The sequence below is a fragment of the Motiliproteus sp. genome, assembly GCF_965230735.1.
Taxonomy (GTDB): domain Bacteria; phylum Pseudomonadota; class Gammaproteobacteria; order Pseudomonadales; family Balneatricaceae; genus Motiliproteus.
Genome location: NZ_OZ246016.1, coordinates 146,398 through 171,839, shown reverse-complemented (window position 1 = coordinate 171,839; position 25,442 = coordinate 146,398). Strand labels below are relative to the sequence as shown.

The 25,442-nt window shown below is 58.3% G+C and carries 23 protein-coding genes; 21 read left to right on the top strand and 2 right to left on the bottom strand.

Features of this window, described 5'->3' with window-relative positions; all coding sequences use genetic code 11:
* The first annotated feature begins 36 nt into the window (after nucleotides 1-36).
* Together acs and ACO05M_RS00795 are read left to right on the top strand one after the other, a co-directional pair.
* Nucleotides 37-1,989: an acetate--CoA ligase gene (gene acs, locus ACO05M_RS00800; protein ID WP_421866740.1), complete on the top strand. Its 1,953-nt coding sequence runs from the start codon at nucleotides 37-39 to the stop codon at nucleotides 1,987-1,989.
* A gap of 130 nt (nucleotides 1,990-2,119) precedes the next feature.
* Nucleotides 2,120-2,785 carry a response regulator gene (locus ACO05M_RS00795; protein WP_421866738.1) on the top strand — a complete coding sequence of 222 codons (666 nt, stop codon included), beginning with the start codon at nucleotides 2,120-2,122 and terminating at the stop codon, nucleotides 2,783-2,785.
* Between the two features lie 65 nt (nucleotides 2,786-2,850).
* Here the strand turns inward: ACO05M_RS00795 and ACO05M_RS00790 are convergent, their stop codons facing one another.
* Entirely contained in the window at nucleotides 2,851-6,795 is a 3,945-nt protein-coding gene (locus ACO05M_RS00790; protein WP_421866736.1) for a NahK/ErcS family hybrid sensor histidine kinase/response regulator, read from the bottom strand.
* A gap of 275 nt (nucleotides 6,796-7,070) precedes the next feature.
* On the opposite strand from ACO05M_RS00790, the gene ACO05M_RS00785 reads away from it, so the two are divergent.
* The 19 genes from ACO05M_RS00785 to flhB all read left to right on the top strand — a co-directional run bounded on the left by ACO05M_RS00785 (nucleotide 7,071) and on the right by flhB (nucleotide 25,204).
* Nucleotides 7,071-7,331, top strand: coding sequence for a DUF4212 domain-containing protein (locus ACO05M_RS00785; protein WP_207802571.1), 261 nt, complete (start codon nucleotides 7,071-7,073; stop codon nucleotides 7,329-7,331).
* A 40-nt stretch (nucleotides 7,332-7,371) separates the two neighbouring features.
* Complete coding sequence (locus tag ACO05M_RS00780) at nucleotides 7,372-9,180, top strand: sodium:solute symporter family protein (protein ID WP_421866734.1); 1,809 nt, start codon at nucleotides 7,372-7,374, stop codon at nucleotides 9,178-9,180.
* 168 nt (nucleotides 9,181-9,348) lie between these two features.
* A complete protein-coding gene (locus tag ACO05M_RS00775) occupies nucleotides 9,349-11,166 on the top strand; it encodes a putative nucleotidyltransferase substrate binding domain-containing protein (protein WP_421866732.1) in 1,818 nt (605 codons plus the stop codon).
* A gap of 15 nt (nucleotides 11,167-11,181) precedes the next feature.
* A complete protein-coding gene (locus ACO05M_RS00770) occupies nucleotides 11,182-11,799 on the top strand; it encodes a 3'-5' exonuclease (RefSeq protein WP_421866730.1) in 618 nt (205 codons plus the stop codon).
* A gap of 245 nt (nucleotides 11,800-12,044) precedes the next feature.
* Nucleotides 12,045-12,404: a flagellar hook-basal body complex protein FliE gene (fliE, locus tag ACO05M_RS00765; protein ID WP_421866728.1), complete on the top strand. Its 360-nt coding sequence runs from the start codon at nucleotides 12,045-12,047 to the stop codon at nucleotides 12,402-12,404.
* A gap of 16 nt (nucleotides 12,405-12,420) precedes the next feature.
* The gene (gene fliF, locus ACO05M_RS00760) at nucleotides 12,421-14,076 is read left to right on the top strand and encodes a flagellar basal-body MS-ring/collar protein FliF (protein ID WP_421866726.1); all 1,656 of its coding nucleotides are present in this window, start codon (nucleotides 12,421-12,423) and stop codon (nucleotides 14,074-14,076) included.
* Nucleotides 14,069-15,073, top strand: coding sequence for a flagellar motor switch protein FliG (fliG, locus tag ACO05M_RS00755; protein WP_421866724.1), 1,005 nt, complete (start codon nucleotides 14,069-14,071; stop codon nucleotides 15,071-15,073). Before fliF ends, fliG begins: the two co-directional genes overlap by 8 nt.
* A gap of 91 nt (nucleotides 15,074-15,164) precedes the next feature.
* Nucleotides 15,165-15,932 (top strand): flagellar assembly protein FliH, encoded by a 768-nt coding sequence (locus tag ACO05M_RS00750; RefSeq protein WP_421866722.1) that lies wholly within the window; start codon nucleotides 15,165-15,167, stop codon nucleotides 15,930-15,932.
* Nucleotides 15,895-17,304 (top strand): flagellar protein export ATPase FliI, encoded by a 1,410-nt coding sequence (gene fliI, locus ACO05M_RS00745; protein ID WP_421866720.1) that lies wholly within the window; start codon nucleotides 15,895-15,897, stop codon nucleotides 17,302-17,304. Before ACO05M_RS00750 ends, fliI begins: the two co-directional genes overlap by 38 nt.
* 10 nt (nucleotides 17,305-17,314) lie before the next feature.
* Complete coding sequence (gene fliJ, locus ACO05M_RS00740; protein WP_421866718.1) at nucleotides 17,315-17,758, top strand: flagellar export protein FliJ; 444 nt, start codon at nucleotides 17,315-17,317, stop codon at nucleotides 17,756-17,758.
* 142 nt (nucleotides 17,759-17,900) lie between these two features.
* On the top strand, nucleotides 17,901-19,571 hold the full coding sequence (locus ACO05M_RS00735; protein ID WP_421866716.1) for a flagellar hook-length control protein FliK: 1,671 nt from the start codon (nucleotides 17,901-17,903) through the stop codon (nucleotides 19,569-19,571).
* Between the two features lie 108 nt (nucleotides 19,572-19,679).
* Nucleotides 19,680-20,195 carry a flagellar basal body-associated FliL family protein gene (locus ACO05M_RS00730; protein ID WP_421866714.1) on the top strand — a complete coding sequence of 172 codons (516 nt, stop codon included), beginning with the start codon at nucleotides 19,680-19,682 and terminating at the stop codon, nucleotides 20,193-20,195.
* An 11-nt stretch (nucleotides 20,196-20,206) separates the two neighbouring features.
* Nucleotides 20,207-21,178 carry a flagellar motor switch protein FliM gene (fliM, locus tag ACO05M_RS00725; RefSeq protein ID WP_421866713.1) on the top strand — a complete coding sequence of 324 codons (972 nt, stop codon included), beginning with the start codon at nucleotides 20,207-20,209 and terminating at the stop codon, nucleotides 21,176-21,178.
* 46 nt (nucleotides 21,179-21,224) lie between these two features.
* Nucleotides 21,225-21,692, top strand: coding sequence for a flagellar motor switch protein FliN (gene fliN / locus ACO05M_RS00720; RefSeq protein WP_421866711.1), 468 nt, complete (start codon nucleotides 21,225-21,227; stop codon nucleotides 21,690-21,692).
* The gene (fliO, locus tag ACO05M_RS00715) at nucleotides 21,689-22,216 is read left to right on the top strand and encodes a flagellar biosynthetic protein FliO (RefSeq protein WP_421866709.1); all 528 of its coding nucleotides are present in this window, start codon (nucleotides 21,689-21,691) and stop codon (nucleotides 22,214-22,216) included. The genes fliN and fliO overlap by 4 nt, the downstream gene beginning before the upstream one ends.
* Before the next feature lie 58 nt (nucleotides 22,217-22,274).
* Nucleotides 22,275-22,982: a flagellar type III secretion system pore protein FliP gene (gene fliP / locus ACO05M_RS00710; RefSeq protein WP_421870812.1), complete on the top strand. Its 708-nt coding sequence runs from the start codon at nucleotides 22,275-22,277 to the stop codon at nucleotides 22,980-22,982.
* Between the two features lie 14 nt (nucleotides 22,983-22,996).
* Nucleotides 22,997-23,266 carry a flagellar biosynthesis protein FliQ gene (fliQ, locus tag ACO05M_RS00705; protein WP_421866707.1) on the top strand — a complete coding sequence of 90 codons (270 nt, stop codon included), beginning with the start codon at nucleotides 22,997-22,999 and terminating at the stop codon, nucleotides 23,264-23,266.
* A gap of 14 nt (nucleotides 23,267-23,280) precedes the next feature.
* Entirely contained in the window at nucleotides 23,281-24,057 is a 777-nt protein-coding gene (fliR, locus tag ACO05M_RS00700; RefSeq protein WP_421866705.1) for a flagellar biosynthetic protein FliR, read from the top strand.
* A 10-nt stretch (nucleotides 24,058-24,067) separates the two neighbouring features.
* Nucleotides 24,068-25,204, top strand: a complete 1,137-nt coding sequence (gene flhB / locus ACO05M_RS00695; RefSeq protein WP_421866703.1) for a flagellar biosynthesis protein FlhB — start codon at nucleotides 24,068-24,070, stop codon at nucleotides 25,202-25,204.
* Here flhB and ACO05M_RS00690 read toward each other — a convergent pair.
* Nucleotides 25,201-25,398 (bottom strand): hypothetical protein, encoded by a 198-nt coding sequence (locus tag ACO05M_RS00690; RefSeq protein ID WP_421866701.1) that lies wholly within the window; start codon nucleotides 25,396-25,398, stop codon nucleotides 25,201-25,203. The two genes, flhB and ACO05M_RS00690, sit on opposite strands and share 4 nt — an antisense overlap.
* Nucleotides 25,399-25,442 lie beyond the last annotated feature (44 nt).

Genomic DNA, 25,442 nt, shown 5'->3' with positions numbered 1-25,442 from the left:
CAATAACAGATTCCTAAAAATAGTAGAGGCATCAGCATGAGTGAAACTAAGGTCTATCCGGTCGACACCGAATTCGCCAGCCAGTCGTGGGTCGATAATGACACCTACCTGTCCATGTACGAGAAGTCGATCACGGATCCGGAAGGGTTCTGGGGCGAGCATGGTCGTCGAATTGAGTGGATGAAGCCTTACACCCGGGTAAAGAACACCTCTTTCGATCCGCACAATGTGGATATCCGTTGGTACGAAGACGGCACACTGAACGCCTCTGTCAGCTGCCTGGATCGCCACCTGGAAAGCCGCGGTGATCAGGTCGCCATCATCTGGGAAGGCGACGATCCCAGCGAAGACGAAAGCATCACCTACCGCGATCTGTACGAGCGCGTGTGTAAGTTTGCCAACGCCCTGAAAGCCCAAGGCGCCAAGAAGGGCGATGTGATTACCCTGTACATGCCGATGATTCCGGAAGCGGCGGTGGCGATGCTGGCTTGTGCTCGTATCGGTGCGGTTCACTCGATCGTATTCGGCGGTTTCTCTCCGGACGCGCTGGCGGCGCGGATCGAAGGGGGGCAATCCAACATCGTTATCACCGCCGATCAGAGCCTGCGTGGTGGTAAGGCGGTTCCGCTGAAGGATAACGTCGACCTGGCACTGAAGAATGCCGGCACCGAGTGCTGCAAGAAAGTGATCGTGGTCAAGCGTACCGGCGGTGATATCGCCTGGGACGACAGCCGTGACGTCTGGTTCGACGAGATCGTTGCCGACGCCAGTGCCGAGTGTGCGCCGGAAGAGATGGGCGCCGAAGATCCGTTGTTCATCCTCTACACCTCCGGTTCTACCGGCCAGCCGAAGGGCCTGAAGCACACCACCGGTGGCTACATGGTTTACGCCTCGATGACTCATCAGTACGCCTTCGATTACAAGGACGGCGACATCTACTGGTGTACCGCAGACGTGGGTTGGGTAACCGGTCACAGCTACATCGTTTACGGTCCGCTGGCCAACGGTGCCACCAGCCTGATGTTCGAAGGTGTGCCGAGCTATCCGGACAACTCGCGCTTCGGTCGTGTGATCGAAAAGCACAAGGTTAACCAGTTCTACACCGCCCCGACCGCGATCCGTGCGTTGATGCAGCAGGGTGAAGACGTGTTGGGTGACTCTGATCTGTCGACCCTGAAGGTGCTGGGTTCGGTGGGTGAGCCGATCAACCCGGAAGCCTGGGAGTGGTACTACCGTATTGTCGGTCAGAGCCGTTGTCCGATCGTCGATACCTGGTGGCAAACCGAAACCGGCGGCATGATGATTATGCCGCTGCCGGGTGCGACCGCTGCCAAGCCGGGTTCTGCGACCCGTCCGTTCTTCGGCGTACAGCCGGCGCTGGTCGACAACGAGGGTACTATCCTCGAAGGTGCCACCGACGGTAACCTGGTTATCACCGACAGCTGGCCGGGCCAGGGTCGCTCCATCTGGGGTGATCACGATCGCTTCGTCCAGACCTACTTCTCCACCTTCAAGGGCTACTACACCACCGGTGACGGTGCCCGTCGTGACGAAGATGGTTACTACTGGATCACCGGTCGTGTCGATGACGTGATCAACGTCTCCGGCCACCGGATGGGTACCGCCGAAGTTGAATCGGCGCTGGTTGCACACCCGAAAGTGGCCGAGGCCGCGGTGGTGGGCTACCCGCACGACATCAAGGGTCAGGGCATCTACGTCTACGTCACCCTGCAGGCCGGTATCGAAGAGTCCGACGAGCTGCTGAAAGAGCTGCGCACCTGGGTTCGTTCCGAGATAGGTCCGATCGCAACACCGGATCTGATCCAGTTTGCTCCGGGTCTGCCGAAGACTCGCTCCGGTAAGATCATGCGTCGAATCCTGCGTAAGGTGGCCGAGGATGATTTCGGTAGCCTGGGCGATACCTCGACCCTGGCCGATCCGACCGTGGTTGACGATCTGATCAACAACCGTCAGAACCGCAAAGACTAAGACGCCTATGCAGCAACGCGAAGAGGCTGCATATTAGCAGTAGTTGAAAACTCCCCTAGGTGTTTTACACTAGGGGAGTTTTTTTGTGTCTAGAGCCTTCCGAAGTAAGGCCTATGGAGGACGTGATAGGATGCAGCTAGCCCAGAAAATTATCATCGCGGATGACCATCCTCTGTTTCGTGCGGCGTTGAAACAGGCTGTCAGTCAGGCCGTGTCCGGGGTCGAGATGATCGAAACCGACTCCCTGACCTCACTGCAGGAAACCGTGGAAACCCACGATGATGCTGATCTGGTATTGCTCGATCTGCATATGCCCGGCACCAGTGGTTTTACCGGGTTGGCTTACCTTCGCGGTCAAAATCCCAGCATGCCGGTAGTGGTGGTGTCGGGTAGCGAAGAGCCGCAGGTGATGCTGCGGGCGATCGAGTATGGTGCCTCCGGTTTTATCCCCAAGTCGGCGCCGCTGGAAACCATCTCTGAAGCGATTCAGGCGGTGCTGGAAGGTGAAGTCTGGCTGCCGCAGGAAATTGCCGACGGCGATGCCAGCGTGACCTCGGAAGATGCCGAGTTTGCCGAAAAGCTGGGCTCGCTGACACCGCAGCAGTTCCGCGTGCTGATGATGCTGACCGAAGGGCTGCTGAACAAGCAGATCGCCTATGAGTTGAATGTCTCCGAGGCGACTATCAAGGCTCACGTGACCGCGATTCTGCGCAAGCTGGGCGTCCATAGCCGGACCCAGGCGGTGATCGAAGCCAGCCGGATGGGGGTTGAACCGCCGAAGACCGAGATGGGATGATAAGCGCTAGCTAATAAAAAAACCGGGCAATGCCCGGTTTTTTTGTGTCGGTAATAAGTGCCCGGCTATCGATGGGCCAAGACCGTATTCATCATCGCCCGCAGCTGCGCCGGCTTCATCGGTTTATGCAGCAGTTGAGCCCCGAAGTCGGCGATATCCTGTTTCACCTCGTCGGTGCGATCGGCGGTGATAACGATGGCCGGTACCTCCTTGCCCCAATGACCATGCAGGTTTTTCAATGCCAGCACCCCGGTGTGGGTTTCGCTGAGGTGGTAGTCGGCCAGGATGATGTCGGGCTCGAAAGGTGACTCATCGAGACTGTCGATAAAGCTCTGTTCATGGGTGGCGGTACGAACATCACAGGACCAGCCGTTCAGCAGGGCTTCCATGCCGTTGAGGATGTTGGGCTCGTTGTCGATGCAGAGCACTCGGATACCGGCCAGGTTGCTGGCGCGTTTGCCGGCGCTGGCGCCGCTGCGGGCCTGGCGGACCTGTTTCGGGTCGCCGAAAGGAACATCGACACTGAATACGGTGCCCTTGCCGGGCCAGGAACGGACGTTAAGCGGATGATTCATCATCCGAGCGATCCGCTCGGTGATCGCTAGCCCCAGGCCCAGGCCTTTAACCTGAGAGTGTTTGGGGTTGTCGATACGACGGAACTCTTCAAAGACCTCGCCGATCTTGCTTTCAGGGATGCCGACGCCGGTGTCCCAGACTTCGATGCGGAGGTGGCCGCGAACCCGACGGCAGCCAAGCAGAATCCGGCCCTCCTGGGTGTAGCGGATCGCATTGGAGAGGAAGTTCTGCAGCACCCGTCGCAGCAGCTGCTGGTCACTGTGGATCACTTGACGGGTGTGGACGCAGCGGAATTTGAGCGCCTTCTCGTTGGCCAGTACGGTGAATTCGGCCTGCAGGGTATTGAACAGCTTGTCGAGGCAGAAGTGGCTCGGTTTCGGCTCCAGCGCCCCGGCGTCGATCTTGGAGATATCCAGCAGCGTCACCAGCAGCTCTTCGGCCGCTTTCAACGAGCCGTCCAGGTTCTGGACCAGGGCGTTGGTGCTGTCGTCGTGGGATTGTTGGGCCAGGGCCGAGGCGAACAGCCGCGCGGCGTTCAGCGGCTGCAGCAGGTCGTGGCTGGCGGCCGCCAGGAAGCGGGTCTTGCCGATATTGGCCGCCTCGGCATCGGACTTGGCCTGGCGCAGCTCGTCCTCGATCAGGGCGCGAATAGTGTTCTCTTTGCGCAGCTCCCGGTTGATGGCGGTGATCGCTTGGGTGCGCTCGTGAACCCGGTGCTCCAGGTTTTCGTTGGTTTCCTGCAGCGCCTGTTCGGCCATTCGGCGTTCGGTGATGTCCTGGTACAGGGTGAAATAGCCCAGCACGTCGCCGTAATCGCCGATATGGGGAATGTAGGTCACGTCGGCATAGCGCACCTGGCCGTCCTTGCGAGGCGGCAGCTTGATCTCAAAGTCCTGCCGTTCACCCTGCAGGGCTTTATTGATAAAGGGGGTGCGGCTGTCGTACTGCATCCGCTCCAGAATCTTGTAGCAGGGGGTGCCGGTAATGCCGTGACGGTCGGTGATGTCGAAGGTCTTGGCGTAGGCCTTGTTGACGAACAGGTAGCGCTGCTCGTTATCGAGATAGGCGATCAGCACCGGAACGTTGTCGGTGTACAGTCGAATACTCTGCTCGCTTTCGCGCAATGCCTCTTCGGTGCGCTTGTGGTCGGTGATGTCCAGATAGGTATTGACGTAACCGCCGCCGGGCATCGGGTTGCCCTGGATCTCCAGCACCGTGCCGTCCTGGCGGTAGCGGATATAGGAGTGCGGTTCGCCCGAGGCGAGGGTTTCCATCCGCAGACTGACATGATTGCTGGGATCGCCGGGGCCGTACTCCCCCATCTTGGCGTTGTAATGGAAGATCTCGGAAATCGGACGACCGATGCAGATCAGACCTTCCGGGTAATGGAACATCTCCAGGTAACGCCGGTTCCAGGCCACCAGTCGCATCTGGGCATCGACCACGCTGATGCCCTGGTTGATATTCTCGATCGTCGATTGCAGCAGCGAGCGGTTGAATTTCAGTACCTTGCTGGCTTCATCGACGATGGTGACCACGTCGCCCAGCTGCATGTCGCGACCGCGCAGCGTCGAGGCCATCAGGATCCGGGCCGAGGAGGCGCCGATAACACCGGCCAACAGGCGCTCGATGTAGTCGATCAGTTCCGGTGAGGCATCGTCGCCGCTGATGGGCGGATCCTCACCCCGCTGGCTGGCGAAGGTGTTAAAGGCGCTGCGAGCACGCTCGATACCGAGGAAACGCTCGGTCAGCAGTTGCAGATCGCCGACGCTGCTGGTGCCGCTCTGGGCATGCAGCGGGTCGCCGCCAACACTGCTGCGGGCGTCGACGTAGGTGCTGGCTTGAATCCGGTCGATCAGGCGCTGACTGGTCAGTTTGGAGACCGCCAAAAACAGCAGGCAGTTAATCGACAGGCTCCAGAAGGTGCCGTGGGTCAGGCTGTTGCCGAATTCGATCCCGAACAGGGCGTGAGGGTCGAGCCAGTGGAACTGCCAGATCAGGTTTTCGATCTCGGTCGGTAGCAGACCGGCTTTTGACATGATCGGCAGTACCAGGGTGTAGAGCCAGAGCGTAAATCCGGCACCGATGCCGGCCAGGGCGCCTTGACGGTTGCCCTGCTTCCAGAGCACGGCGCCGAACATGGCTGGCGCAAACTGGGCTACCGCCACGAAGGCCAGTAGACCGAAGGAAGCGAGGCTGCCGGAATCGCCGTAGATGCGGTAGTAGAAGTAGGCCAGCAGCATCAGCACGAAGATCGTCAGTCGCCGTACTCGTAATAGAAGTGCCCCCAGGTCTTTGTTCTGGGACAGCTTCAGCCAGGGCATTCGCAGCAGGGTCGGCATGATAATGTCGTTGCAGACCATGGTGCTCAGCGCGATGGTGGCCACGATAACCATCGAGGTGGCCGCCGACAGGCCGCCGATAAAGGCTACCATCGCCAGCGCGTTCTGTTCGGCCGCCAGCGGCAGCGTCAAAACAAAGGTGTCGGCATCAACGCTGCCGTCCGGGAAGGTCAGCATCCCGGCGGTGGCGATCGGCAATACGAACAGGCTGGCCAGGATCAGGTAGCCGGGGAACATCCAGCGGGCGGTGCGCAGATCCTTGGGGTCGGCGTTTTCTACCACCGCGACATGGAACTGGCGTGGCAGGCAGATGATGGCGAACACGGCCAGCAGCGTTTCGGTGATAAAGCTGTGCTCGATAAAATCGGTGCGGAAGTTCTCGTTCTGGGACAGCTCCTCGGTGGCGCGGCTGAACAGGTTGTCGAAGCCGTCGAAGATGCCGAAGGTGACATACAGGCCGACGGCGATAAAGGCGGCCAGTTTGACCAGCGACTCGAACGCGATCGCCAGCACGATCCCTTCATGGTGTTCGGTGGCATCGATGTGACGGGTGCCGAACAGAATCGAGAACAGTGCCATCAGTAGCGCCACAAACAGCGCCGTGTCACTGCCGCCGGCGCTTTCGGCACTGGCGGCAGCGGTCAGGGCGTCGTAGCTCATCGCCACGGCTTTGAGCTGCAGGGCGATATAGGGAACGATGCCCAGAACCGCGATGCAGGTCACCAGTACCGCCAGTTTCTGGCTCTTGCCATAGCGGGAGGCGATAAAGTCGGAGATGGTGGTGATGTTCTGCTGTTTGCTCACCATCACGATCTTGGTGAACACCTTCCACAGCAGGATAAAGGTCAGGATCGGCCCCAGGTAGGTGGCCAGAAACTCCCAGCCGTTGGTGCTGGCGCGGCCGACCGCGCCGTAAAAGGTCCAGGAGGTGGCGTACACCGCCAGCGACAAGCTGTAGATCAGCGGGCGTGAGCGGGAGCTGAAGATCTGCTCGGCATGGCGCTCCCCGAAGGAGGCGATAGCGAACAGGATGCCGACGTAGGTCAGCGAAACAAAGATGATAAACCAGCCGTCGAGCAGGGTGTCTTCCATAGCGATGTCGCTCGTTTTTTAACGTTTTTTGATCATACCAAAGTCTGAAATTGAGCCGGTTAAGACCATGGTCTAGCTGCCTTGTTGTCGCTCAATGCTAAGCTTTCACTGCCTTGAATAAAAAGGCTTTTTCAGTTTTTTTAAAGAGGGGCGGAAAGGTCAAAAAGGGCGTTCAGACTAAAGTCGGGGGTTTGTTTGAAAAACGGCTTTGTTAGATTTCTGAGTGTACTTTTTCCAACCTCTGTCTCAATAACAACAAGTAGAAGGAATGTGCCATGAGCATTAGCAAAGAAAATGCCGAGGCTTATTGGAAAGAGAATCTGAAGATCATTTTCTCTTACCTTGCGGTCTGGTTCGTAGTCTCTTATGGCTGCGGCATCCTGTTTATCGAACAGCTTAACGCGATTCCGTTCTTCGGATTCCAGCTTGGCTTCTGGTTCGCTCAGCAGGGCTCCATTTTCGTGTTCTGTGGCTTGATCGTTGCTTACGCAGTGAGCATGAACAAGCTCGACGAGAAGTACGACGTTCACGAGTAACAGCTCAAAATAATAAAAAATTAAATAGGACGGCTATTTTATGGGTACTCAAGATATCCTCAACTTTGTCTTTATAGGGGCGTCTTTCGCACTCTATATCGGCATTGCGATCTGGGCGAAAGCCGGATCCACCAAAGAGTTCTACGTTGCCGGTGGTGGTGTACCGCCGATTGCTAACGGTATGGCGACCGCGGCTGACTGGATGTCCGCTGCATCATTCATCTCTCTGGCGGGTATTATCTCGTTCATCGGCCGTGACGGCGCAGCCTACCTGATGGGCTGGACCGGCGGTTACGTAATGCTGGCGATGCTTCTGGCTCCTTACCTGCGTAAGTTTGGTAAGTTCACTGTGCCGGACTTCGTTGGTGATCGTTACTACTCCAACTTCGCCCGTGTTATCGCGGTAATCTGTACCATCATCATCTCCTTCACCTACGTTGCAGGTCAGATGCGTGGTGTTGGTATCGTGTTCTCGCGCTTCCTGCACGTTGACATCAATACTGGTGTTGTTCTGGGTATGGCGATCGTATTCTTCTACGCCGTTCTCGGCGGTATGAAGGGTATCACCTACACCCAGGTTGCCCAGTACTGTGTACTGATCCTGGCCTTCACCATCCCGGCTCTGTTCCTGTCCTTCCAGATCACTGGTCACATCCTGCCGCAAACCGGCCTGGGTGCCACCCTGGATAGCGGCCAATCGATCCTGGCGACCGTTGACCAACTGTCGACCGATCTGGGCTTCAAGGAATATACCTCGGGTAACAAGTCCACCCTGGATATGTTCTTCCTGACCGCTGCACTGATGTGTGGTACTGCGGGTCTGCCGCACGTAATCGTACGTTTCTTCACCGTACCGCGTGTTAAAGATGCTCGTTCTTCTGCGGGTTGGGCGCTGATGTTCATCGCGATCCTGTACACCGCAGTTCCGGGTGTTGCTGCCTTCGGTAAGTACAACCTTATCAAGACCGTAAACGGTGCTGACGGTAGCGGTACTGCCTACACCGAGATGCCTGAGTGGTTCAAAAACTGGGAGACTGCGGGTCTGATCGGTTGGAACGACTACAACGGCGACGGCAAGGTTCAGTACGCTGCGGGTAAGGCGTTCACCGGTAAAGGTAAGCCGGCGTTTGACGGCGAAAACCGCAACGCTGACGGTTCACGGGTTGTTACCAACCTGGTTGCCGAGCCGAAAGCGGTGGGTAACGCTCAGTACGCCAACGAAGTCTACGTAGACCGTGACATCATGGTACTGGCCAACCCGGAAATCGCACAGCTGCCGGGCTGGGTAATCGCGCTGGTTGCTGCCGGTGCTGTTGCTGCGGCACTGTCGACTGCGGCCGGTCTGCTGCTGGTAATCTCCACAGCGATCTCGCATGACTTGATGAAGAAGACGATCAACCCGAACATCTCCGACAAGCAGGAGCTGATGTACGCCCGTCTGGCTGCCATCGTTGCGATCTGTGTTGCCGGTTACTTCGGTATCAACCCGCCAGGATTCGTGGCGATCGTGGTCGCGCTGGCCTTTGGTCTGGCCGCCTCCTCGTTCTTCCCGGTCATCATCATGGGTATCTTCTCCAAGCGCATGAACAAAGAAGGTGCGGTAGCCGGTATGATCGTTGGTATCAGTACCACCATGGCTTACATCATCTACTTCAAGTTCATGGGTGGTACCAAAGACGAGCTGTTCATGGGTATCTCCCCTGAAGGCTTCGGTACCGTCGGTATGATCCTGAACTTCATCACCGCGTTCGTCGTATCCTCGATGACTCCGCCTCCGCCTGAAGAGATTCAGCACATCGTTGAGGATATCCGTATCCCCCGCGGTGCTGGTGAGGCCCACGCGCACTGATCGAGTTACCGGTGACTTAGTCACCGACTGAAAGCAAGGCGCACCGGTACGGGTACTGGTGCGCCTTTTTTACATTTGGGGTTCTGCGTCCAATATGAAACAGTAGAGGGCTGGGTCGATGGTATTTTGCCAAGTGCTCTAGACCGAGCTTGTAGAGGGATGAAATAGATGGCACAGGAATTTAATGCGGAGAATCTGCCTTTCAGTCTGCTGGAGGCGAACGAGCTGGCATTGCTACAAAACAATCTGGACATCGGCTACTACCAGCAGGGAGAGAATCTGATCACCGCCGGTGAAGCGCCGGAAGGACTGTTCATTATCCTCAAGGGTAAGGTGCGTGAGAGTGAGTCCAAGGATGGTGAAGACGAGCACGTCTTTGTGCATTACGGTGACGAGGACTACTTCGGGGCCTGGTCGGCGTTAAAGGGCAAGGCGATCCATAACTTCGTAGCCGAAGAGGAGACTATCGCCCATATTTTGCCGACCAAACTGCTGTTGGAGTTGGTCTATAGCAACCCGCGCTTCGGCGATTACTTCAGCCGTACCCTGGCTGCCAAAACCGAGATCCATGAGCAGCAGGGCGAAGAGCAGGGCATGGCGGAATTCATGCTTGCCCAGGTCGATGGTGAGGTGATGCGTGATCCGTTGATCGTGTTGGAGGAAACCACGATCAAGGAGACCACCGCGTTGATGCGCGAGAAGCATGCGGACTCGGTGCTGGTTAAACGCGGCGGGCGCTACGGTATCGTGACCGGCACCGATCTGCTCAATGCGGCGGTGCTCAAGGAGGTGCCGCTGTCGACGCCGGTGGCCGATATCGCCAGTTACCGCTTGATTACCGTTGAGGCCGGCGACTATCTGTTCAATGCGCTGACGCTGATGACGCTGCAGCATATCGAGCGGGTGGTGGTGATGGATGACGCCAAACTGATGGGGGTCATCGAGCTGACCGATGTGCTCAGTTACTTCTCAAGTCACTCCCATGTGATCGGGTTGCGGATTCAGCGGGCGGCGACGATTGAGGATCTGTCGCGGGCGGCCCATGGTCTGAACGACCTGATCCGTTCGCTGGTTTCCCATGGTGTCAAGGCGCGCTTTGCGATGGATCTGGTGGCGGCGATGAATGAGCGGGTCATGGCCAAGCTGTTTACGCTGCTGGTGCCCGAGGATATCCTGCCCCACGTCTGTCTGGTGGTGATGGGCAGTGAGGGGCGTGGCGAGCAGATCATGAAGACCGACCAGGATAACGGGGTGATCATGCGTGACGGCCTTGACTGGCCGGATCGTGAAAAGGTGCTGCAGACCTTTACCGATACCCTGATCGAGTTCGGCTATCCCGAGTGCCCCGGTAATATCATGGTCTCCAACCCCTACTGGGTACAGCATCTGGGCGACTGGAGTCAGCGGCTCAATCACTGGGCCAACAAGGCTGAAGGCGATGCGTTGATGAACCTGGCGATCGCCGTTGATGCCAAGCCGGTGGCCGGTAACCCGGCGCTGTTCAAGGCGGCGCGAAACTGGTTCTTGCGCCAGATGCATAATAACGAGGTGTTCTTCTCCCACTTCGTTAAAGCCTCATTGGAATTCGACACCCCGCTGACCTTCTTTGGTGGCATCAAGAGCAAAGATAGCGGCATCGATATCAAGAAGGGCGGGGTGTTCCCGATTGTGCATGGTGTCAGAACCTTGGCGCTTCAGCATCGGATCCTGGAAACCAATACCTTTAAACGGATCGATGCGCTGATCGAGGCAGGGGCGTTGAAGAAGCAGCAGGGCAATGACCTGGTTGAAGCGTTGTCGATCTTTGTTCAGATTCGGCTGCAGCAACAGTTGCTGCGGATGGATAATGAAGACTTCAATGAGTCCCCGAACTTGATTATTCCCGATCGTCTTGACCGGCTCGATAAAGACCTGTTGCGGGAAGCCTTGAAGGTGGTCAAAGAATTTAAGAAACATCTGTCGATGCGATTCCATCTGGATCGCTAAAGGAGGTGCACTAGCGTGTTGCGGAAGTTCAAAGTCTACAAGGAGCGAAAACAGCACCGGGACGGCCCTTATGGGCATCTATTTGAACCCTACGATGGCGATGAGGTGGTCTCGCTCGACTGTGAGACCACCAGCTTGGATGTTAAAGAGGCTGAAATTCTGTCCATCGGCGCGGTTCGGATCAAGGGGCGTCGGGTGAAAACCAGTGAGCGGCTGGATATCAAGCTCAAGCCGCCCAAGAGTCTGACCGGCGATTCGATCGTAATTCACAAGATTCGGGCGATGGATCTGAGTGAGGGGGTGGAGATCGAAGAGGCGCTGGAGCAGGTGCTCGAGTTTGTCGGTAACCGCCCTATTCTCGGCTATTACGTCAATTTCGATATCAATATGCTGGATAAGTTTTTGCGCCCCCGTTACGGCTTCGGCTTGCCGAACAAGGCGATCGAGCTTTCCCATGTCTATCACGATATCGTCAAGTGGAAGTCGATCGGCGGTGACGTGGATCTTCGCTTCGATACCATCGCAAACAAGCTCAACCTGCCGATGTTGGAGCGACACACCGCCCTCGGTGACGCCATTACCGTGGCGTTGATGTATGTGCGTTTGAAGTTCGGCGAGGCGCCCAAGCCTTAGACGGATTATTCGATGATTGCCAAGGGTCCGGTCGGGCCCTTTTTTTGTTCTTTTTAGTCATGTGGCGCGTTATTTGCATTTTTAGGTGTGTCGGCAGTGGGTTTTTACAATAAGTGTCATTTATTTGTCAGTTTGGCTGCGGTATTTATGACGTTTGTGGTAAGGTCGCCAATTATTGGTCGTCAAATAATTGTCGATGATGGTTTTTTGTCGCTCGGATAGAGCGCCTGACCAGGGGAAGAGTGGTGAAAGCGGAACGCGCAGATATTCAAAATGTTCTGGCTCAGATGCGAGCGTTAAAAACGCAGGCGCAACAGGGTGTGCAGCCTGCTGAGGCTCCGGGCGCTATGGCGGGTGTTGATCCGGCGTCAAAGATCGAGCCCGGTAGTTTCGGCAATCTGCTTAAGCGTGCCATCGATAGTGTCAATGATGCGCAAAGTGCCTCCTCTAAGTTGGTTACCGCCTACGAGAAAGGTGACCCCAGCGTCGATCTGCCCCAGGTAATGATCGGGTTGCAGAAAGCCAGTGTCTCGTTTCAGGCGATGACCCAGGTTCGGAACCGTCTGGTTTCGGCCTACGAAGATATCTCTAAGATGCCAATCTGATTGAGGGTTCGGGTAAGTGGCTACTGAGGGTGTTCCAGCAACAACGGGTGGATTTGGCGCGGTAGAGGGGTTTAACCGCCTGGGTATCTTCCGTCAGATCGGTCTGATGGTGGGCTTGGCTGCCAGTGTGGCGATCGGTTTCGCGGTGGTGCTTTGGTCGCAGGAGCCGGAATATCGCCCGCTACTCAATGATCTGAATACCCTCGATGCCAACGAAATTATCGATACGCTGGTTCAGAGTCAGATTCCCTACAAGATCGACGGCGGCAGCGGTGCGCTGTTGGTGGCTGCTGATAAAATTCATCAGGCTCGGCTGCAGCTGGCGGCTCAGGGGCTCAGCGGACGCAGCAATGTCGGTTTCGAGCTGCTCGACCAAGAGCAGGCGCTGGGTACCAGCCAGTTTATGGAAACCACGCGCTTCCGTCGCGGCTTGGAAGGTGAGTTGGCCCGTACTATCTCCAGCTTGTTGGCGGTCAAGAGTGCCCGAGTGCACCTGGCGCTGCCGAAACAATCGGTGTTCGTTCGCGACAGTCGTAAGCCAACAGCGTCGGTGTTTGTAGAGCTGTTCTCCGGCCGTGAACTGGGCAAGGTTCAGGTGGCCTCGATCGCTAACCTGGTTGCATCCAGTATCCCGTCGCTCGATACCCGCGATGTGACGGTGGTGGATCAGAAGGGGCGCTTGCTCAATAGCCAGGATGCCGACGAAGAGGTCGGGATGGCGGCTAAACAGCTGGAGTATGTGCGCAAGGTGGAGGAGCGACTGGTGACTCGGGTGCGCGGTATTCTTGAACCGGTGGTCGGGCTGGGACGGTTCCGGGCAGAGGTCTCTGCCGATGTGGACTTTACCGCGGTGGAACAGACCGATGAACTCTACAATCCGGACCTGCCGTCGTTGCGATCCGAGCAATTGCTGAATGAAAGTCGCGGTGGTGCCTTGGGGGCAGCCGGGGTGCCCGGCGCGTTGTCCAATCAGCCGCCAGGCGCGGCGACGGTGCCGGAAACCGGTGCGGTTGAAGGCGGCTTCGGTGGTGCCGGTGCCGGCGGTGACAGTTCCCGGAGCCAGTCGACGCGTAACTACGAGCTGGATCGCACCATCAGTTATACCCGTCACCAGCAGGGTCGGGTCCGGCGCCTGACCGTGGCGGTGGCGGTCGATGATCTGGTCGAGCGTAATGCCGAAGGGGCGGTGACCGAGCGTCGGCCCTGGAATGAGAACGATCTGAAACGCTTAACCTTGCTGGTGCGCGACGCGGTTGGCTATTCCGCTGCCCGTGGCGATAGCGTCAATGTGATCAATACCCCGTTCGCGTCGCCGGATCCGGTGGAAGCGCTGCCTGAAGTACCGATGTGGGAGCAGCCCTGGTTCTGGGATATCGCCAAGAAGGCCGGTGGAGCGCTCTTTGTGCTGCTGATCGTGTTCGGCGTACTGCGCCCGATCCTGAAAAATCTGTCGACTGCCGCCGCGGCGCCGATCGCCGGCGAAGCGATTGGGGGCGAGCTCGAAGGTATCGAGGGTGACATGGGCGAGGCGGACGATGTCAGCGGTGAGGCCCTGTTGCCGGGCCCCAATGACAGTTACGAGCGTCAGATTGATGCCGTTCGCACCCTGGTGGCGGAAGACCCGGGTCGTGTCGCCAACGTGGTAAAGCAGTGGTTGGCCGCCGATGAGTGATGTTAAGAGTCTGACCCCGGTTCAGCGGGCGGCGATCCTGATGATGAGCCTGGGTGAGGCGGATGCCGCCGAGGTGCTCAAGCATATGGGGCCCAAGGAGGTCCAGCGGATCGGTACCGCGATGGCGGAGCTGGCCAATGTACAGCAGGATCAGGTTGAGGTGGTCATGAGCGACTTTCTCAACACGGTCGGTAACCAGACCGGTTTGGGGGTAGGGTCGGATGACTATATCCGTACCGTGCTGACCCAGGCGCTGGGGGCGGATAAGGCCGGTACCCTGATCGATCGGATTCTGGAGGGTGGCAACACCCGCGGGCTGGACACGTTGAAGTGGATGGAGGCCCGCCAGGTGGCCGATGTGATCCGCTATGAGCACCCGCAGATTCAGGCGATCGTGGTTTCCTACCTGGATCCGGACCAGGCCGCTCAGGTGATGACCTATTTCGAAGACAAGGTGCGGATCGACATCCTGATGCGAATCTCTGCGCTGGAGTCGGTCCAGCCGGCGGCGTTGAAGGAGTTGAACGATATCCTCGAGCGTCAGTTCACCGGCGCCGGATCGACCAAGACCACCGACATGGGTGGCGTCAAGGTGGTGGCCGATATCATGAACTTCCTCGACACGGCGACCGAGGCGACGGTGATGGAAGCGATTCGCGAAGTCGACGAGGATCTGAGTGACGAGATTCAGGACCTGATGTTCGTGTTTGCCAACCTGGCCGATGTCGATGATCGGGCGATCCAGACCATCATGCGCGAAATTTCGACCGATATCCTGGTGGTGGCGCTGAAGGGGGCCGACACGGCGCTGCAGGAGAAGATCTTCAAGAACATGTCCAAGCGTGCCGCCGAATTGTTGCGGGATGATCTGGAGGCCTCACCGCCGGTTAAGCTCAGCGATGTCGAAAACGCCCAGAAGGAAATTCTCACCGTGGCTCGCCGTTTGGCGGACGAGGGCGAGATTATGCTGGGCGGCGGCGGCGAAGAGATGATCTGATCGCGGGCAATCGCGCTATAGTCAGTATGACAGCAGTACTCCGTCCGTCTGGGCGGAAGCCTTGGATACAACCTTCCTGCCTGAGGTGGGCGTGACTAACAAGAAAACCAGCACTGGCCGGATTCCCGCCGCCGAGTTGAGAGCCTTAAAATCCTGGGATTTTCCCCAGGTTGGTGGCCAGCACGTGGTCCGCTCGCCGTTCAAAGAGAAACAGGCCGATTCGGCCGAGCCAAATCCCAATCGACCCATCAGTACCGCTCCGCTGACCGTTGCGGAGATGGAGACCATCCGCGAGCAGGCTCGCCAGGATGGAATGGCCGAGGGTCTGGAGAAAGGGCGTCAGCGAGGCTACGCCGAGGGACTGGAAAGCGGTCGCAGTGAAGGTCATCAGGCGGCGTATCAACAGGCCGAGACCGAGATCAATGCGCTCAAGGCAAGGCTGGCTTCGGCAATCAACGAGTTGCAGAAACCGATGGAGGCTCAGCTCGAGGGCTTGGATCAGGCGTTGATGCGGTTAGTGGTCGATACCGCCGAGGCGGTGGTGCGGCGCGAGCTGAAAACCCGGCCCGAGTTGTTGCGCCAGGCGATTGCCGATTCGCTCGATGCGCTGCCGCAGCAGGCTCAGCAGCTGTGTTTCTTTGTTAATCCGGACGATGAGGCGTTGCTGCTCGAGGTTCGTGAGCAGGAGCGGGCAAGCTGGGAGGTGGCGGTCGATCCGGCCCTGAGTCCTGGCGGTCTGAGAGTTCGGGGCGAGTGCAGCTATCTCGACTACAGTGTCGAGGCGCGCTTCCGTCAGGTGGTTGAGCAGGTGTTGGGCTCCAATGATTCGGGTGATGGTGATGCCGATCCGGCTGGTTGAGCGGCTGCAGCAACGCAGTCAGCGATCGCTACGCCCATCGCAACCGGCGGTTGAGGGGAAGATCACCCGGCTGGTCGGTCTGACGCTGGAGGCGAAAGGGCTGCGCAGTGCGATCGGCAGTTATTGTCGGATCGAGGTCAGCCCGTCGCTGTCGGTCGAGGCCGAGGTGGTGGGCTTTGGTGATGACAGTATCTTCCTGATGCCGCTGGAGCCGATCGAAGGACTCTACCCTGGCGCCAAGGTCAGGCCGCTCAGTGGTGGTAGCAAGGTGCCCGTCGGTCCGCAGTTGCTGGGTCGGATTCTGAACGGTGTCGGACAGCCGCTGGATGATCGCGGGCCGCTGAATGCCGAGGCGGAGGTCGGGCTTAGCGGTCCGACCATCAACCCGCTCTCTCGTCAGCCGATTCATCAGCCGCTCGATGTCGGTATCAAGGCGATCAACGCGATGCTTAGCGTCGGTCGGGGGCAGCGCTTAGGTCTTTTTGCCGGTTCCGGGGTGGGTAAGTCGGTCCTGTTGGGGATGATGACCCGGTTTACCGAGGCCGAGATCATCGTGGTCGGCCTGATCGGCGAGCGGGGGCGGGAGGTCAAAGAGTTTATCGATCACAGCCTCGGTCCGCAGGGATTGGCGCGCTCGGTGGTGGTGGCCTCACCGGCCGATGACTCGCCGCTGATGCGATTGCGGGCCTCGGAGCTGGCCTCGCGGATCGCCGAGCACTTTCGTGACCAGGGTAAGAATGTACTGCTGCTGATGGATTCGTTGACCCGCTATGCCCAGGCCCAGCGCGAAATCGCGCTGGCGGTGGGGGAGCCGCCGGCGACCAAGGGTTATCCGCCGTCGGTGTTTGCGCGATTGCCGAAGCTGGTGGAGCGGGCCGGCAATGGTGCCGAAGGCAGTGGTTCCATCACCGCCTTCTATACCGTGCTGACCGAGGGCGATGATCAGCAGGATCCGATAGCTGACGCCGCTCGGGCGATTCTGGACGGCCATATCGTGCTGTCGCGACAGTTGGCCGAAGAGGGGCACTATCCGGCCATCGATATCGAAGCCTCGATCAGCCGGGCGATGCCCCAGGTGGTGGCGCCGCAACATTTGCAGATGGCGCAGCAGCTCAAACAGATCTACTCCCGTTTCCAGCAGAACCGTGACCTGATCAGTGTCGGCGCCTATGTGGCGGGCTCTGATCCGGAGATCGATCGGGCCATCGAGCGGGTTCCTCACTTTCGGCAATTCCTACGCCAGGGGCTGGATGAGAGCGTCAGCTTCCTCGACAGCATGCAGCAGTTGGTACAGGTGTTGACGCCACCTCCGGCACCGGAAGCCCAGCAGCTGCAGCCGGTCACGGCGATGACGCCGCCGCAGCCTGGCTAGGGGTTGAGTCATGAAACGATCGAAGCGCCTGCGACCGGTCCAGCACCTGGCGGAACGTCGTCGAAAAGAGGCCGAGCAGCAGTTGGGAGCTGCCCAGCAGCAGTTGCTGGCTGAGCAGCAGAAGTTGGTTCAGTTGGAGCAGTACCTGGCCGACTATCAGCAGAATCTGTTGCAGACCGGCCGCGATGGTGTCGCTATCGATCAATTGCAGCGACTGCAGTCGTTCAAGCACCGCTTGTTGGATGCCTTGGCCCAGCAACGTCGTCAGATCGAGTTCTGTCGTCAGTTGCTGGACCACGCCAAACAGGCCTGGCATCAGGCCAGCGGCCGTGAGCGGGCGATGGGGTCCTTGATTGAACGGGCCGCGGAGCAGGAAGCGCGTGACGAGGAGAAGCAGTTGCAGAAGCAGATCGATGAGTTGGCCCAGAGTCGGCGCTCTCGGTCGGGGATTTAAGGCTGCTCGCTAACCGCCATCTTTCTCATCGGCAATCCTAGCGGTACCGCATAAGCGTCGTCTGCGTGCTGTCGAGCCAGCAAGTTTTCAATATTGGCCTTTTCTTTGCAGAGTCCTACTCAGCGATAATCAGGAGAATGCCATGTCTTCGATGCCGATGATTGCACCCGGGCCGATATCGGCCGGGGCTTCAGGTAGCGTCAACACTGCCGATCCCCAGCAGGCTGGGGCCCAGGATGCGTTTGAGCAGCTTTTTGTCCAGTTGATGCAGCAGATACAGGCTGCGTTGGAGCAGGGGCAGGTCGAGCCGGGTCTTGATGGCGCAAGCTTGCCGCAGGACGGCGAGGGCTTGCCGCCTGAGCTGCTGGTGCAATTGGAGGAGTTCGCCGCCCAGTTGGCGCAGCCGGTCGATTCGGCTGAGTTGCAGCAGGCGTTGGAGCAACTTCAACTCGACGGTGTTGCCCCGGACCAGTCTCGACAGCTGCTACAGGCGGCCCTGTTGCTACAGGATGCGCGCAGCGAGCCTGGTGTTGAGCCCGAGCCGCTTTCAGAGCTGCTGCAGCAGCTACGGCAGTCGGAATCCGTCGGCGCCGAGGCGCAGGACCTTGCCGATGGGCGTCAGACTGACAATGCTCGTTCGATCGACGAGTTGTTGCAGTTGGCTCAGCAACTTCGGCAGCGGGCCGAGGCGGGCAAAACCGTTTCCTCAGAGCCGGTTGAGTCCGAGCGGAATCTGACTCAGCCGCAGGTTGCTGCGACATCGCAGCCGGCGCTCGAAACCGAAGTCTCAGCACAGGCACCGGTGTCACCGCCTGAGGGGGCTTCTGTTGATAAGCCTGGGACGATATCTGCGGCTCAGACTGGCTCTGCCAACGTCGTCGCGGCGGCCAGCGAGGCGGTGGCGGTGCAGCCGGATGAGGCTGAGGTCGTGTCGCAGCAGGCGGTGCCCGCGGCGGCAGTCGCGTCGGGGGCGGAGAGAGCTGCCGAGGTGTCGAGAGGCGTCTCCAATGTCGGTTCAGCGGAGCGGGCGGCGATTGCCTCGAGCGAATCGACCAAGGCGTCTGAGCCGAGCAGTCAATCCGTCGGAACCAAAGCCGACCCGGCGCCTGCGGAGGGGCGCTCTGGGCGTGGTGATGCCTCGCCAGATGGGCAGCGTGACGGGGCGCGTGATCAGGGCTTGGCGCGCTGGACCGAATTGCGGGATTCGGTGGTGGCCCAGGGGCAGAAGCTGGTTCAGGCCGAGAATGCCTTCAAGAATATCATGGCTTCGCAGTCGACGGTGGTGCGTCAAGGCGAGAGCGTCAGCCTGGCTCAGGTTAGCAGCAATGCCAGTCTTAATCAGCTGCAGCAGGCTTATCAGGGTAACGCCCAGTCGGGCATCGTGCTCGGGTTGAATGAGCGTTTTGGTGGTGAGCGTTGGAATGCCGCAGCGTCGCAGCGAATCGTCTGGATGGCCGGGCAAAATGTCGGTCATGCCGAACTGCGGCTGGATCCGCCCGAACTCGGTAGTCTCAATGTGCGGTTGAATCTGCACGGCGAGCAGGCCAGCCTGAGCTTCACCAGCCCGCACGCCCACGTGCGCGATGCGTTGGAGCAGCAGATGCCACGGTTGCGGGAGATGCTGGCCGAAAGCGGTATCGAGCTGGCCGATTCGAATGTCTCCGATCAGCCTCAGGCGGGAGCCTCCGGAGACGAAGGCTACCGTGGTGAGAATGAGGATCCGGATCTCAACGATCTGGAGCTGGCTTCGATTGCAGATGAACAGCTTGCCGGAGCTCGAATGAGCTTGTCGCTGGTCGACTATTACGCCTGATTTTCAAGGTCTTGAGGTGGGCCTACCCGGGCGGCAATTATGATATAGTCGTCGCTTTGCGGCAGGGCTGGCAGCGTCTGCGGCGGTGATCTGAGCGAAGAGGACGTTATGGCTGACGAGAACGCGCCGGAAGAAGGCGCCGAAGAGGCACCCAAAGGCGGTAAAAAGAAGCTGCTGATTATCATCATTGCGGCGGTGGTGTTGCTGGCCGGTGGTGGCGCGGCCGCCTTTTTCCTGCTGGGTGGGGAAGAGGAGCAGGCTGAAGCACAGGTCGAAGAGGTTCGCAAAGAGGCGATCTACGTCAAGCTGCGGACTCTTGGCGGCAAGCCTTCGTTTATCAATACCTTCCAGGAAAAGACCGGACGACAGCGTTTTCTGCAGATCTTTGCCGAAGCGATGACCCGTGACCAGGAAGTCGCCGATGCGCTGAACAAGCATATGCCGTTGGTGGTTCACCAGCTGTCTACATTATTCGCCGCGCAGGAGTTCAAAGTGTTGCAGACCACCGAAGGTAAGCAGCAACTGCGTAAGGATTCGACCCGGGCGCTGCAGGAATTGATGCAGAAAGAGATCGGTCGCCCAGGGGTTGAAGAGGTGTTCTTCACCAATTTTGTGATGCAATAGGGCCAGAATCGATGAGTGTTCAGGATCTACTGTCACAGGATGAAATCGATGCGCTGTTACACGGCGTAGACGATGGTGATATCGATACCGATGACGAGGTCGAGGAGGGCAGTGCTCAATCCTATGACCTGACCAGTCAGGAGCGTATCGTCCGGGGCCGAATGCCGACCCTGGAGATGATCAATGAGCGCTTTGCCCGCTACACCCGTATCTCTCTGTTTAATATTCTGCGTCGCAGCGCCGATGTCTCGGTCGGTGGCGTACAGATTCTCAAGTTCGGCGAATACGTCCACACCCTCTATGTTCCGACCAGTTTGAACCTGGTCAAGATCCGGCCTTTGCGTGGCACCAGTCTGTTTATCATGGATGCCAAGCTGGTGTTCAAGCTGGTGGATAACTTCTTTGGCGGTGACGGACGGCATGCCAAAATCGAAGGGCGAGAGTTCACCCCGACCGAAACCCGAATCGTGCAGATGCTGCTGAGCCAGATCTTTGTCGATCTGCGCGAAGCCTGGGCGCCGGTGTTGAAGGTCGAGTTTGACTACGTCAATTCCGAAGTTAACCCGGCGATGGCGAATATCGTCAGTCCCAGCGAAGTGGTGGTGGTCAGCACCTTCCATATCGAGCTGGATGGGGGCGGGGGCGATTTCCATGTCACCATGCCCTATTCGATGCTGGAGCCGATCCGTGAGATCCTCGATGCCGGGGTGCAAAGCGATACCGACGAGAAGGATGAGCGCTGGGTCAATGCGTTACGCTCGGATATTATGGATGCCAAGGTAGGGTTGGAATTGACCGTCGCCGCCCGAAAGATCTCGTTGCGCGATATTCTCGAGATGGAAGCCGGCGATGTGATTCCGGTTGATATTCCCGATCAGTTGGTGATGACCGCCAATGGGGTGCCGACCTTTAATTGTCGTTTGGGTCGCTCGAGGCATAATCTAGCGGTGAAGATTATTGATCAGGTCAAACGGGATAGCTGATTCCGTTCCCAGGGGCGGGTCTGATGGATGTTAAGAGAAACAGTGCATGAGTGACGAGAACGAAACGCCAAATCCGGACGAGCAGGCGATGGCCGACGAATGGGCCGCGGCGCTGGATGAGCAGGAAGCCACCGGTGGCAGCGATGTCGACGATGTCTGGGCTGAAGCGATGGCCGAACAGGGTGTCGATCCCGATGCTGACCCGGTCAATCTGGATGAGCTGCATGATGAGTCCTTGCCTCAGGCAGCGGATAACCCCGACCTGGAAGTGATCCTCGATATCCCGGTCAATCTGTCGATGGAAGTCGGAGAGACGGAAATTGCGATCCGCAATCTGCTTCAGTTGAGCCAGGGATCGGTGATCGAGCTCGATCGGATGGCGGGTGAGCCGTTGGATGTTAAGGTCAATGGCACGCTGATTGCCCATGGTGAAGTCGTCGTGGTTAACGACCGTTTTGGGATTCGTCTGACCGACGTGGTCAGTCCGACCGAGCGGATCAGGAAGCTACGTTGAAGCGTCCGAGGTTTTCCTTTTTTTCTATCGGTACGGCGCTGTTGGCCCTGGTGCCTGCTATTTCCCTGGCTGAAACCGCTGCCAGCTCGGCAGCGCCTTCAATCGTGGGTGTTCGTACCCAGGAATTCGATTATGCGGCTCTAGCCCAGCTGGTTGTTGGACTGGTGCTGGTGTTGCTGCTGTTTGTGGTGCTGGCCTGGCTGGTTAAGCGCAGTGGCGTTGCTGGCGGCTTTTCCCATTCCCGCATGAAAGTGATCTCCACGCTGCCGCTCGGCGCCCGCGAGCGGGCGGTGCTGGTGCAGGTGGGTGATCGTCAGCTGTTGCTGGGGGTGGCGCCGGGTCGGGTCAGTCTGCTGCAGAATTTCGACACGCCGGTGATTGAGGCTGAGCAGTCCGCGCCGGGATTTGCCAATTGGCTCAATCGTGCCGTTGCTGAGCAACGTGCCGGCAGTCGTCAGGCGGCGTCTCAAGGGCAGGAGCCTGGAACCGATAGGGTCGATTCGCCGGGGGCTGATCGTGGATAGACGTCTTGCTCGGCTGCCTAAGTGGCCATTCGGTCTTTTACTGGGAGCGTTATTGGGGCTGCTGCCGACGCTGGCGCTGGCTGAGGTCGGTGGTATCGATGCGGTAACGGTAACGACCGGAGAGGATGGTAGCCAGAGTTACTCGGTAACCCTGCAGATCCTGATCCTGATGACGATGCTGACGTTCCTGCCAGCCATCGTCATGATGATGACCTCGTTTACCCGGATCGTAATCGTGTTTGCGATTCTGCGGCAGGCACTGGGTTTGCAGCAGTCACCGTCGAATCAGGTGCTGGTGGGACTGGCGCTGTTTTTGACCTTCTTTATCATGACGCCGGTGCTCGATAAGGTGAATGCTCAGGCGGTTCAGCCCTACCTGAACGAAGAGCTTGGTGCGCTGGAAACCATCGAGCGGGCGGCGCAGCCGTTCCGTGAGTTTATGCTGTCGCAGACCCGTGAGAGTGATATCGAGCTGTTTGTTCGGATCTCCGGACTGGGGCAGGTCGAGTCTCCCGAGGCCTTGCCGCTGAGTATTCTGGTACCCGCGTTTGTCACCAGTGAGCTGAAAACCGCGTTCCAGATCGGCTTTATGATCTATATCCCGTTCCTGATCATTGATATGGTGGTAGCCAGTGTGTTGATGGCGATGGGTATGATGATGCTGTCGCCGATCATTATTTCGCTGCCGTTCAAGCTGATGCTGTTTGTGTTGGTGGACGGCTGGGCGATGGTGATCGGAACCCTAGCCGCCAGCTTCGGAACCTGACTGAGGGCGCGACCATGACTCCCGAAGTGGTACTGGATCTTTACCGACAGGCTTTTTTTCTGATCATTCTGATCGTCGCGGTATTGGTGGTGCCCAGTCTGATTGTGGGGCTGGTGATTGCAACCTTTCAGGCCGCCACTCAGATCAACGAGCAGACCCTGAGCTTCCTGCCGCGTCTGATTGTGACGCTGGCCACCATTATGTGGACCGGTCCCTGGATCGTCAGCGAGATTACCGGCTTCTTCAATTTCCTGTTTCATAACATCCCGATCATGATCGGCTAGCAGATCGCGGACCCATGATCGAAATCAGTATTCCGGAACTGGTCGAGATGATGAACGGCTTCCTGTGGCCGTTGTTCCGAATTTCCAGCTTTTTTATGGCGGTACCGCTAATCGGGACCCAGTTGGTGCCGGTGCGGGTGCGGCTGTCACTGGCGCTGGCGGTCACGCTGGTGGTGGTACCGTTGTTACCGCCGATGCCGGTGATCGAGGGCTTATCACCGCAGATGCTGGTGATCATCGTGCAGCAGATGGTGATCGGGTTTGTGCTGGGGTTTATGGTCCAGGTGCTGTTCCAGCTGTTTATCGTGGTCGGTCAGGTGATCTCCAATCAGATGGGTCTGGGCTTTGCGTCGATTTCGGATCCGGTCAACGGGGTCAGCGTGGTGGCGCTGTCGCAGCTGTACCTGATGATCGTGATGATGCTGTTTCTGGCGTTTAACGGCCATCAGGTGCTGATCGAGGTGATTGTGACCAGCTTTCATATCATGCCGGTCGGCGCGACGCTGTCGAGTGATGTGTTCTGGGAAGTGGCGTCGTCGGGTAGCTGGATGTTTGCCGGAGCGTTGTTGATGGCGCTGCCGGCCGTCATCGCGCTGCTGATCGTCAACTTTGCCTTCGGTATCATGACCAAGGCGGCACCGCAGCTGAACGTGTTCGCGATCGGTTTCCCGTTCACGATGCTGTTCGGTTTGTTTATTGTCTGGGTCAGTCTGGCGGGGTTCCTGGGGCAGTATCAGCGCATCGCTTCCCAGGCATTGGGTGAAATCAGTCGTATGTTGAGCGGAGCTTGAGGTGTCATAAATGGCAGAGCAGGAAACCGGTCAGGAAAAAACCGAAGAGCCCACGCCCAAACGGATCAAGGATGCCCGTGAGAAGGGGGATGTGGCTCGCTCCAAGGAGCTGACCACCACGGTGGTGCTGCTGGCGGCGTCGTTGGGTCTGATGGTGTTCGGTCCGGGCATTGCGCTGAGTCTGGAGCGGATTCTGCGGCGCAATCTGGTGCTGGATCGCAGCGACCTGTTTGATACCGAGCTGATGTTCGCCAACCTGAATTCGGCCGTGATCGAGATGATGTGGGCGATGCTGGCGCTCTATGGGGTGATTGTGCTGGCAGCAATTGTCGGTCCGATCGCGCTGGGTGGATGGAATTTCAGCGGCAAGGCGATTGCCCCCAAGTTCAGTCGCGTCAATCCGTTGTCGGGCCTGAAACGGATGTTCTCGATGAAGGCGTTGATCGAGCTGCTTAAGGCGCTGGCCAAGTTTTTGGTGGTCGGGGCGCTCTGCGTGGTTATTTTGCTGTTGCAGCAACCGGATCTGCTGGGGATGGGGGATGAGCCTGTCGTCCCGGCGATGCGGCATGGTCTGGAGGTGTTGGGCTGGGCCTTTGTGCTGATGTGCTCGACGATGATACTGATCTCGGCCGTGGATGTGCCTTTTCAGCTGTATGACTACCGCAAGAAGCTGAAGATGACGCTGCAGGAGGTCAAGGATGAGATGAAGAACACCGAGGGTAAGCCCGAGGTGAAGAGCAGAATACGCCAGTTGCAGTACGAGATGGCGCAGCGTCGAATGATGAGCGAAGTGCCCGAAGCGGATGTGGTTATCACCAACCCGGAGCACTATGCGGTGGCGCTCAAGTATAAAGAGGGCGGTAATTCGTCGGCGCCGATGCTGGTGGCCAAGGGTGTCGATGAGTTGGCGCTGAAGATTCGGGAAGTGGCGGTCGAAAATGAAGTTCCCATTCTGACCGCGCCGCCGTTGGCGCGGGCGATCTACTACAGCACGAAGCTGGAAGATGAAATTCCCGAAGGGCTCTATGTGGCGGTGGCTCAGGTGCTGGCCTATGTGTATCAGTTGCGCGAGTTCCATGCGCGTCGTGCCGAGAAGCCGGTGGTTCCTACCGAATTCGCGATTCCTGATGAGCTGAAGCACGACTAGCCGGGTCTATGACCCGGTGGCGTGCTTGCAGATAGCCACGGGTCTTGGGGGTTGGCATCGCTAGCGGCTGATCGTAAACCTCCTTTCGTAAGATCCGGGCAAGTCGGACGTTTATTCTCCTCTTTCTCCTCTTTCTCCTCTTTCTCCTCTTTCTCCTCTTTCTCCTCTTTCTCCTCTTTCTCCCTCTCCTTCATCTTTTTCCTTGATCGGGTTTGTTCCTGGTTAGCGCTGCTGCCGG

What these genes read in the sequence shown, in the direction of transcription:
- fliM (WP_421866713.1), top strand. Translation starts at nt 20,207, where the DNA reads ATGAGTGTTCAGGATCTACTGTCACAGGATGAAATCGATGCGCTGTTA.
- ACO05M_RS00795 (WP_421866738.1), top strand. Translation starts at nt 2,120, where the DNA reads ATGCAGCTAGCCCAGAAAATTATCATCGCGGATGACCATCCTCTGTTT.
- ACO05M_RS00780 (WP_421866734.1), top strand. Translation starts at nt 7,372, where the DNA reads ATGGGTACTCAAGATATCCTCAACTTTGTCTTTATAGGGGCGTCTTTC.
- fliQ (WP_421866707.1), top strand. Translation starts at nt 22,997, where the DNA reads ATGACTCCCGAAGTGGTACTGGATCTTTACCGACAGGCTTTTTTTCTG.
- ACO05M_RS00790 (WP_421866736.1), bottom strand. Translation starts at nt 6,795, where the DNA reads ATGGAAGACACCCTGCTCGACGGCTGGTTTATCATCTTTGTTTCGCTG.
- ACO05M_RS00735 (WP_421866716.1), top strand. Translation starts at nt 17,901, where the DNA reads ATGTCTTCGATGCCGATGATTGCACCCGGGCCGATATCGGCCGGGGCT.
- fliG (WP_421866724.1), top strand. Translation starts at nt 14,069, where the DNA reads ATGAGTGATGTTAAGAGTCTGACCCCGGTTCAGCGGGCGGCGATCCTG.
- ACO05M_RS00785 (WP_207802571.1), top strand. Translation starts at nt 7,071, where the DNA reads ATGAGCATTAGCAAAGAAAATGCCGAGGCTTATTGGAAAGAGAATCTG.
- fliJ (WP_421866718.1), top strand. Translation starts at nt 17,315, where the DNA reads ATGAAACGATCGAAGCGCCTGCGACCGGTCCAGCACCTGGCGGAACGT.
- fliI (WP_421866720.1), top strand. Translation starts at nt 15,895, where the DNA reads ATGATTCGGGTGATGGTGATGCCGATCCGGCTGGTTGAGCGGCTGCAG.
- ACO05M_RS00690 (WP_421866701.1), bottom strand. Translation starts at nt 25,398, where the DNA reads ATGAAGGAGAGGGAGAAAGAGGAGAAAGAGGAGAAAGAGGAGAAAGAG.
- flhB (WP_421866703.1), top strand. Translation starts at nt 24,068, where the DNA reads ATGGCAGAGCAGGAAACCGGTCAGGAAAAAACCGAAGAGCCCACGCCC.
- ACO05M_RS00730 (WP_421866714.1), top strand. Translation starts at nt 19,680, where the DNA reads ATGGCTGACGAGAACGCGCCGGAAGAAGGCGCCGAAGAGGCACCCAAA.
- fliN (WP_421866711.1), top strand. Translation starts at nt 21,225, where the DNA reads ATGAGTGACGAGAACGAAACGCCAAATCCGGACGAGCAGGCGATGGCC.
- acs (WP_421866740.1), top strand. Translation starts at nt 37, where the DNA reads ATGAGTGAAACTAAGGTCTATCCGGTCGACACCGAATTCGCCAGCCAG.
- fliR (WP_421866705.1), top strand. Translation starts at nt 23,281, where the DNA reads ATGATCGAAATCAGTATTCCGGAACTGGTCGAGATGATGAACGGCTTC.
- ACO05M_RS00775 (WP_421866732.1), top strand. Translation starts at nt 9,349, where the DNA reads ATGGCACAGGAATTTAATGCGGAGAATCTGCCTTTCAGTCTGCTGGAG.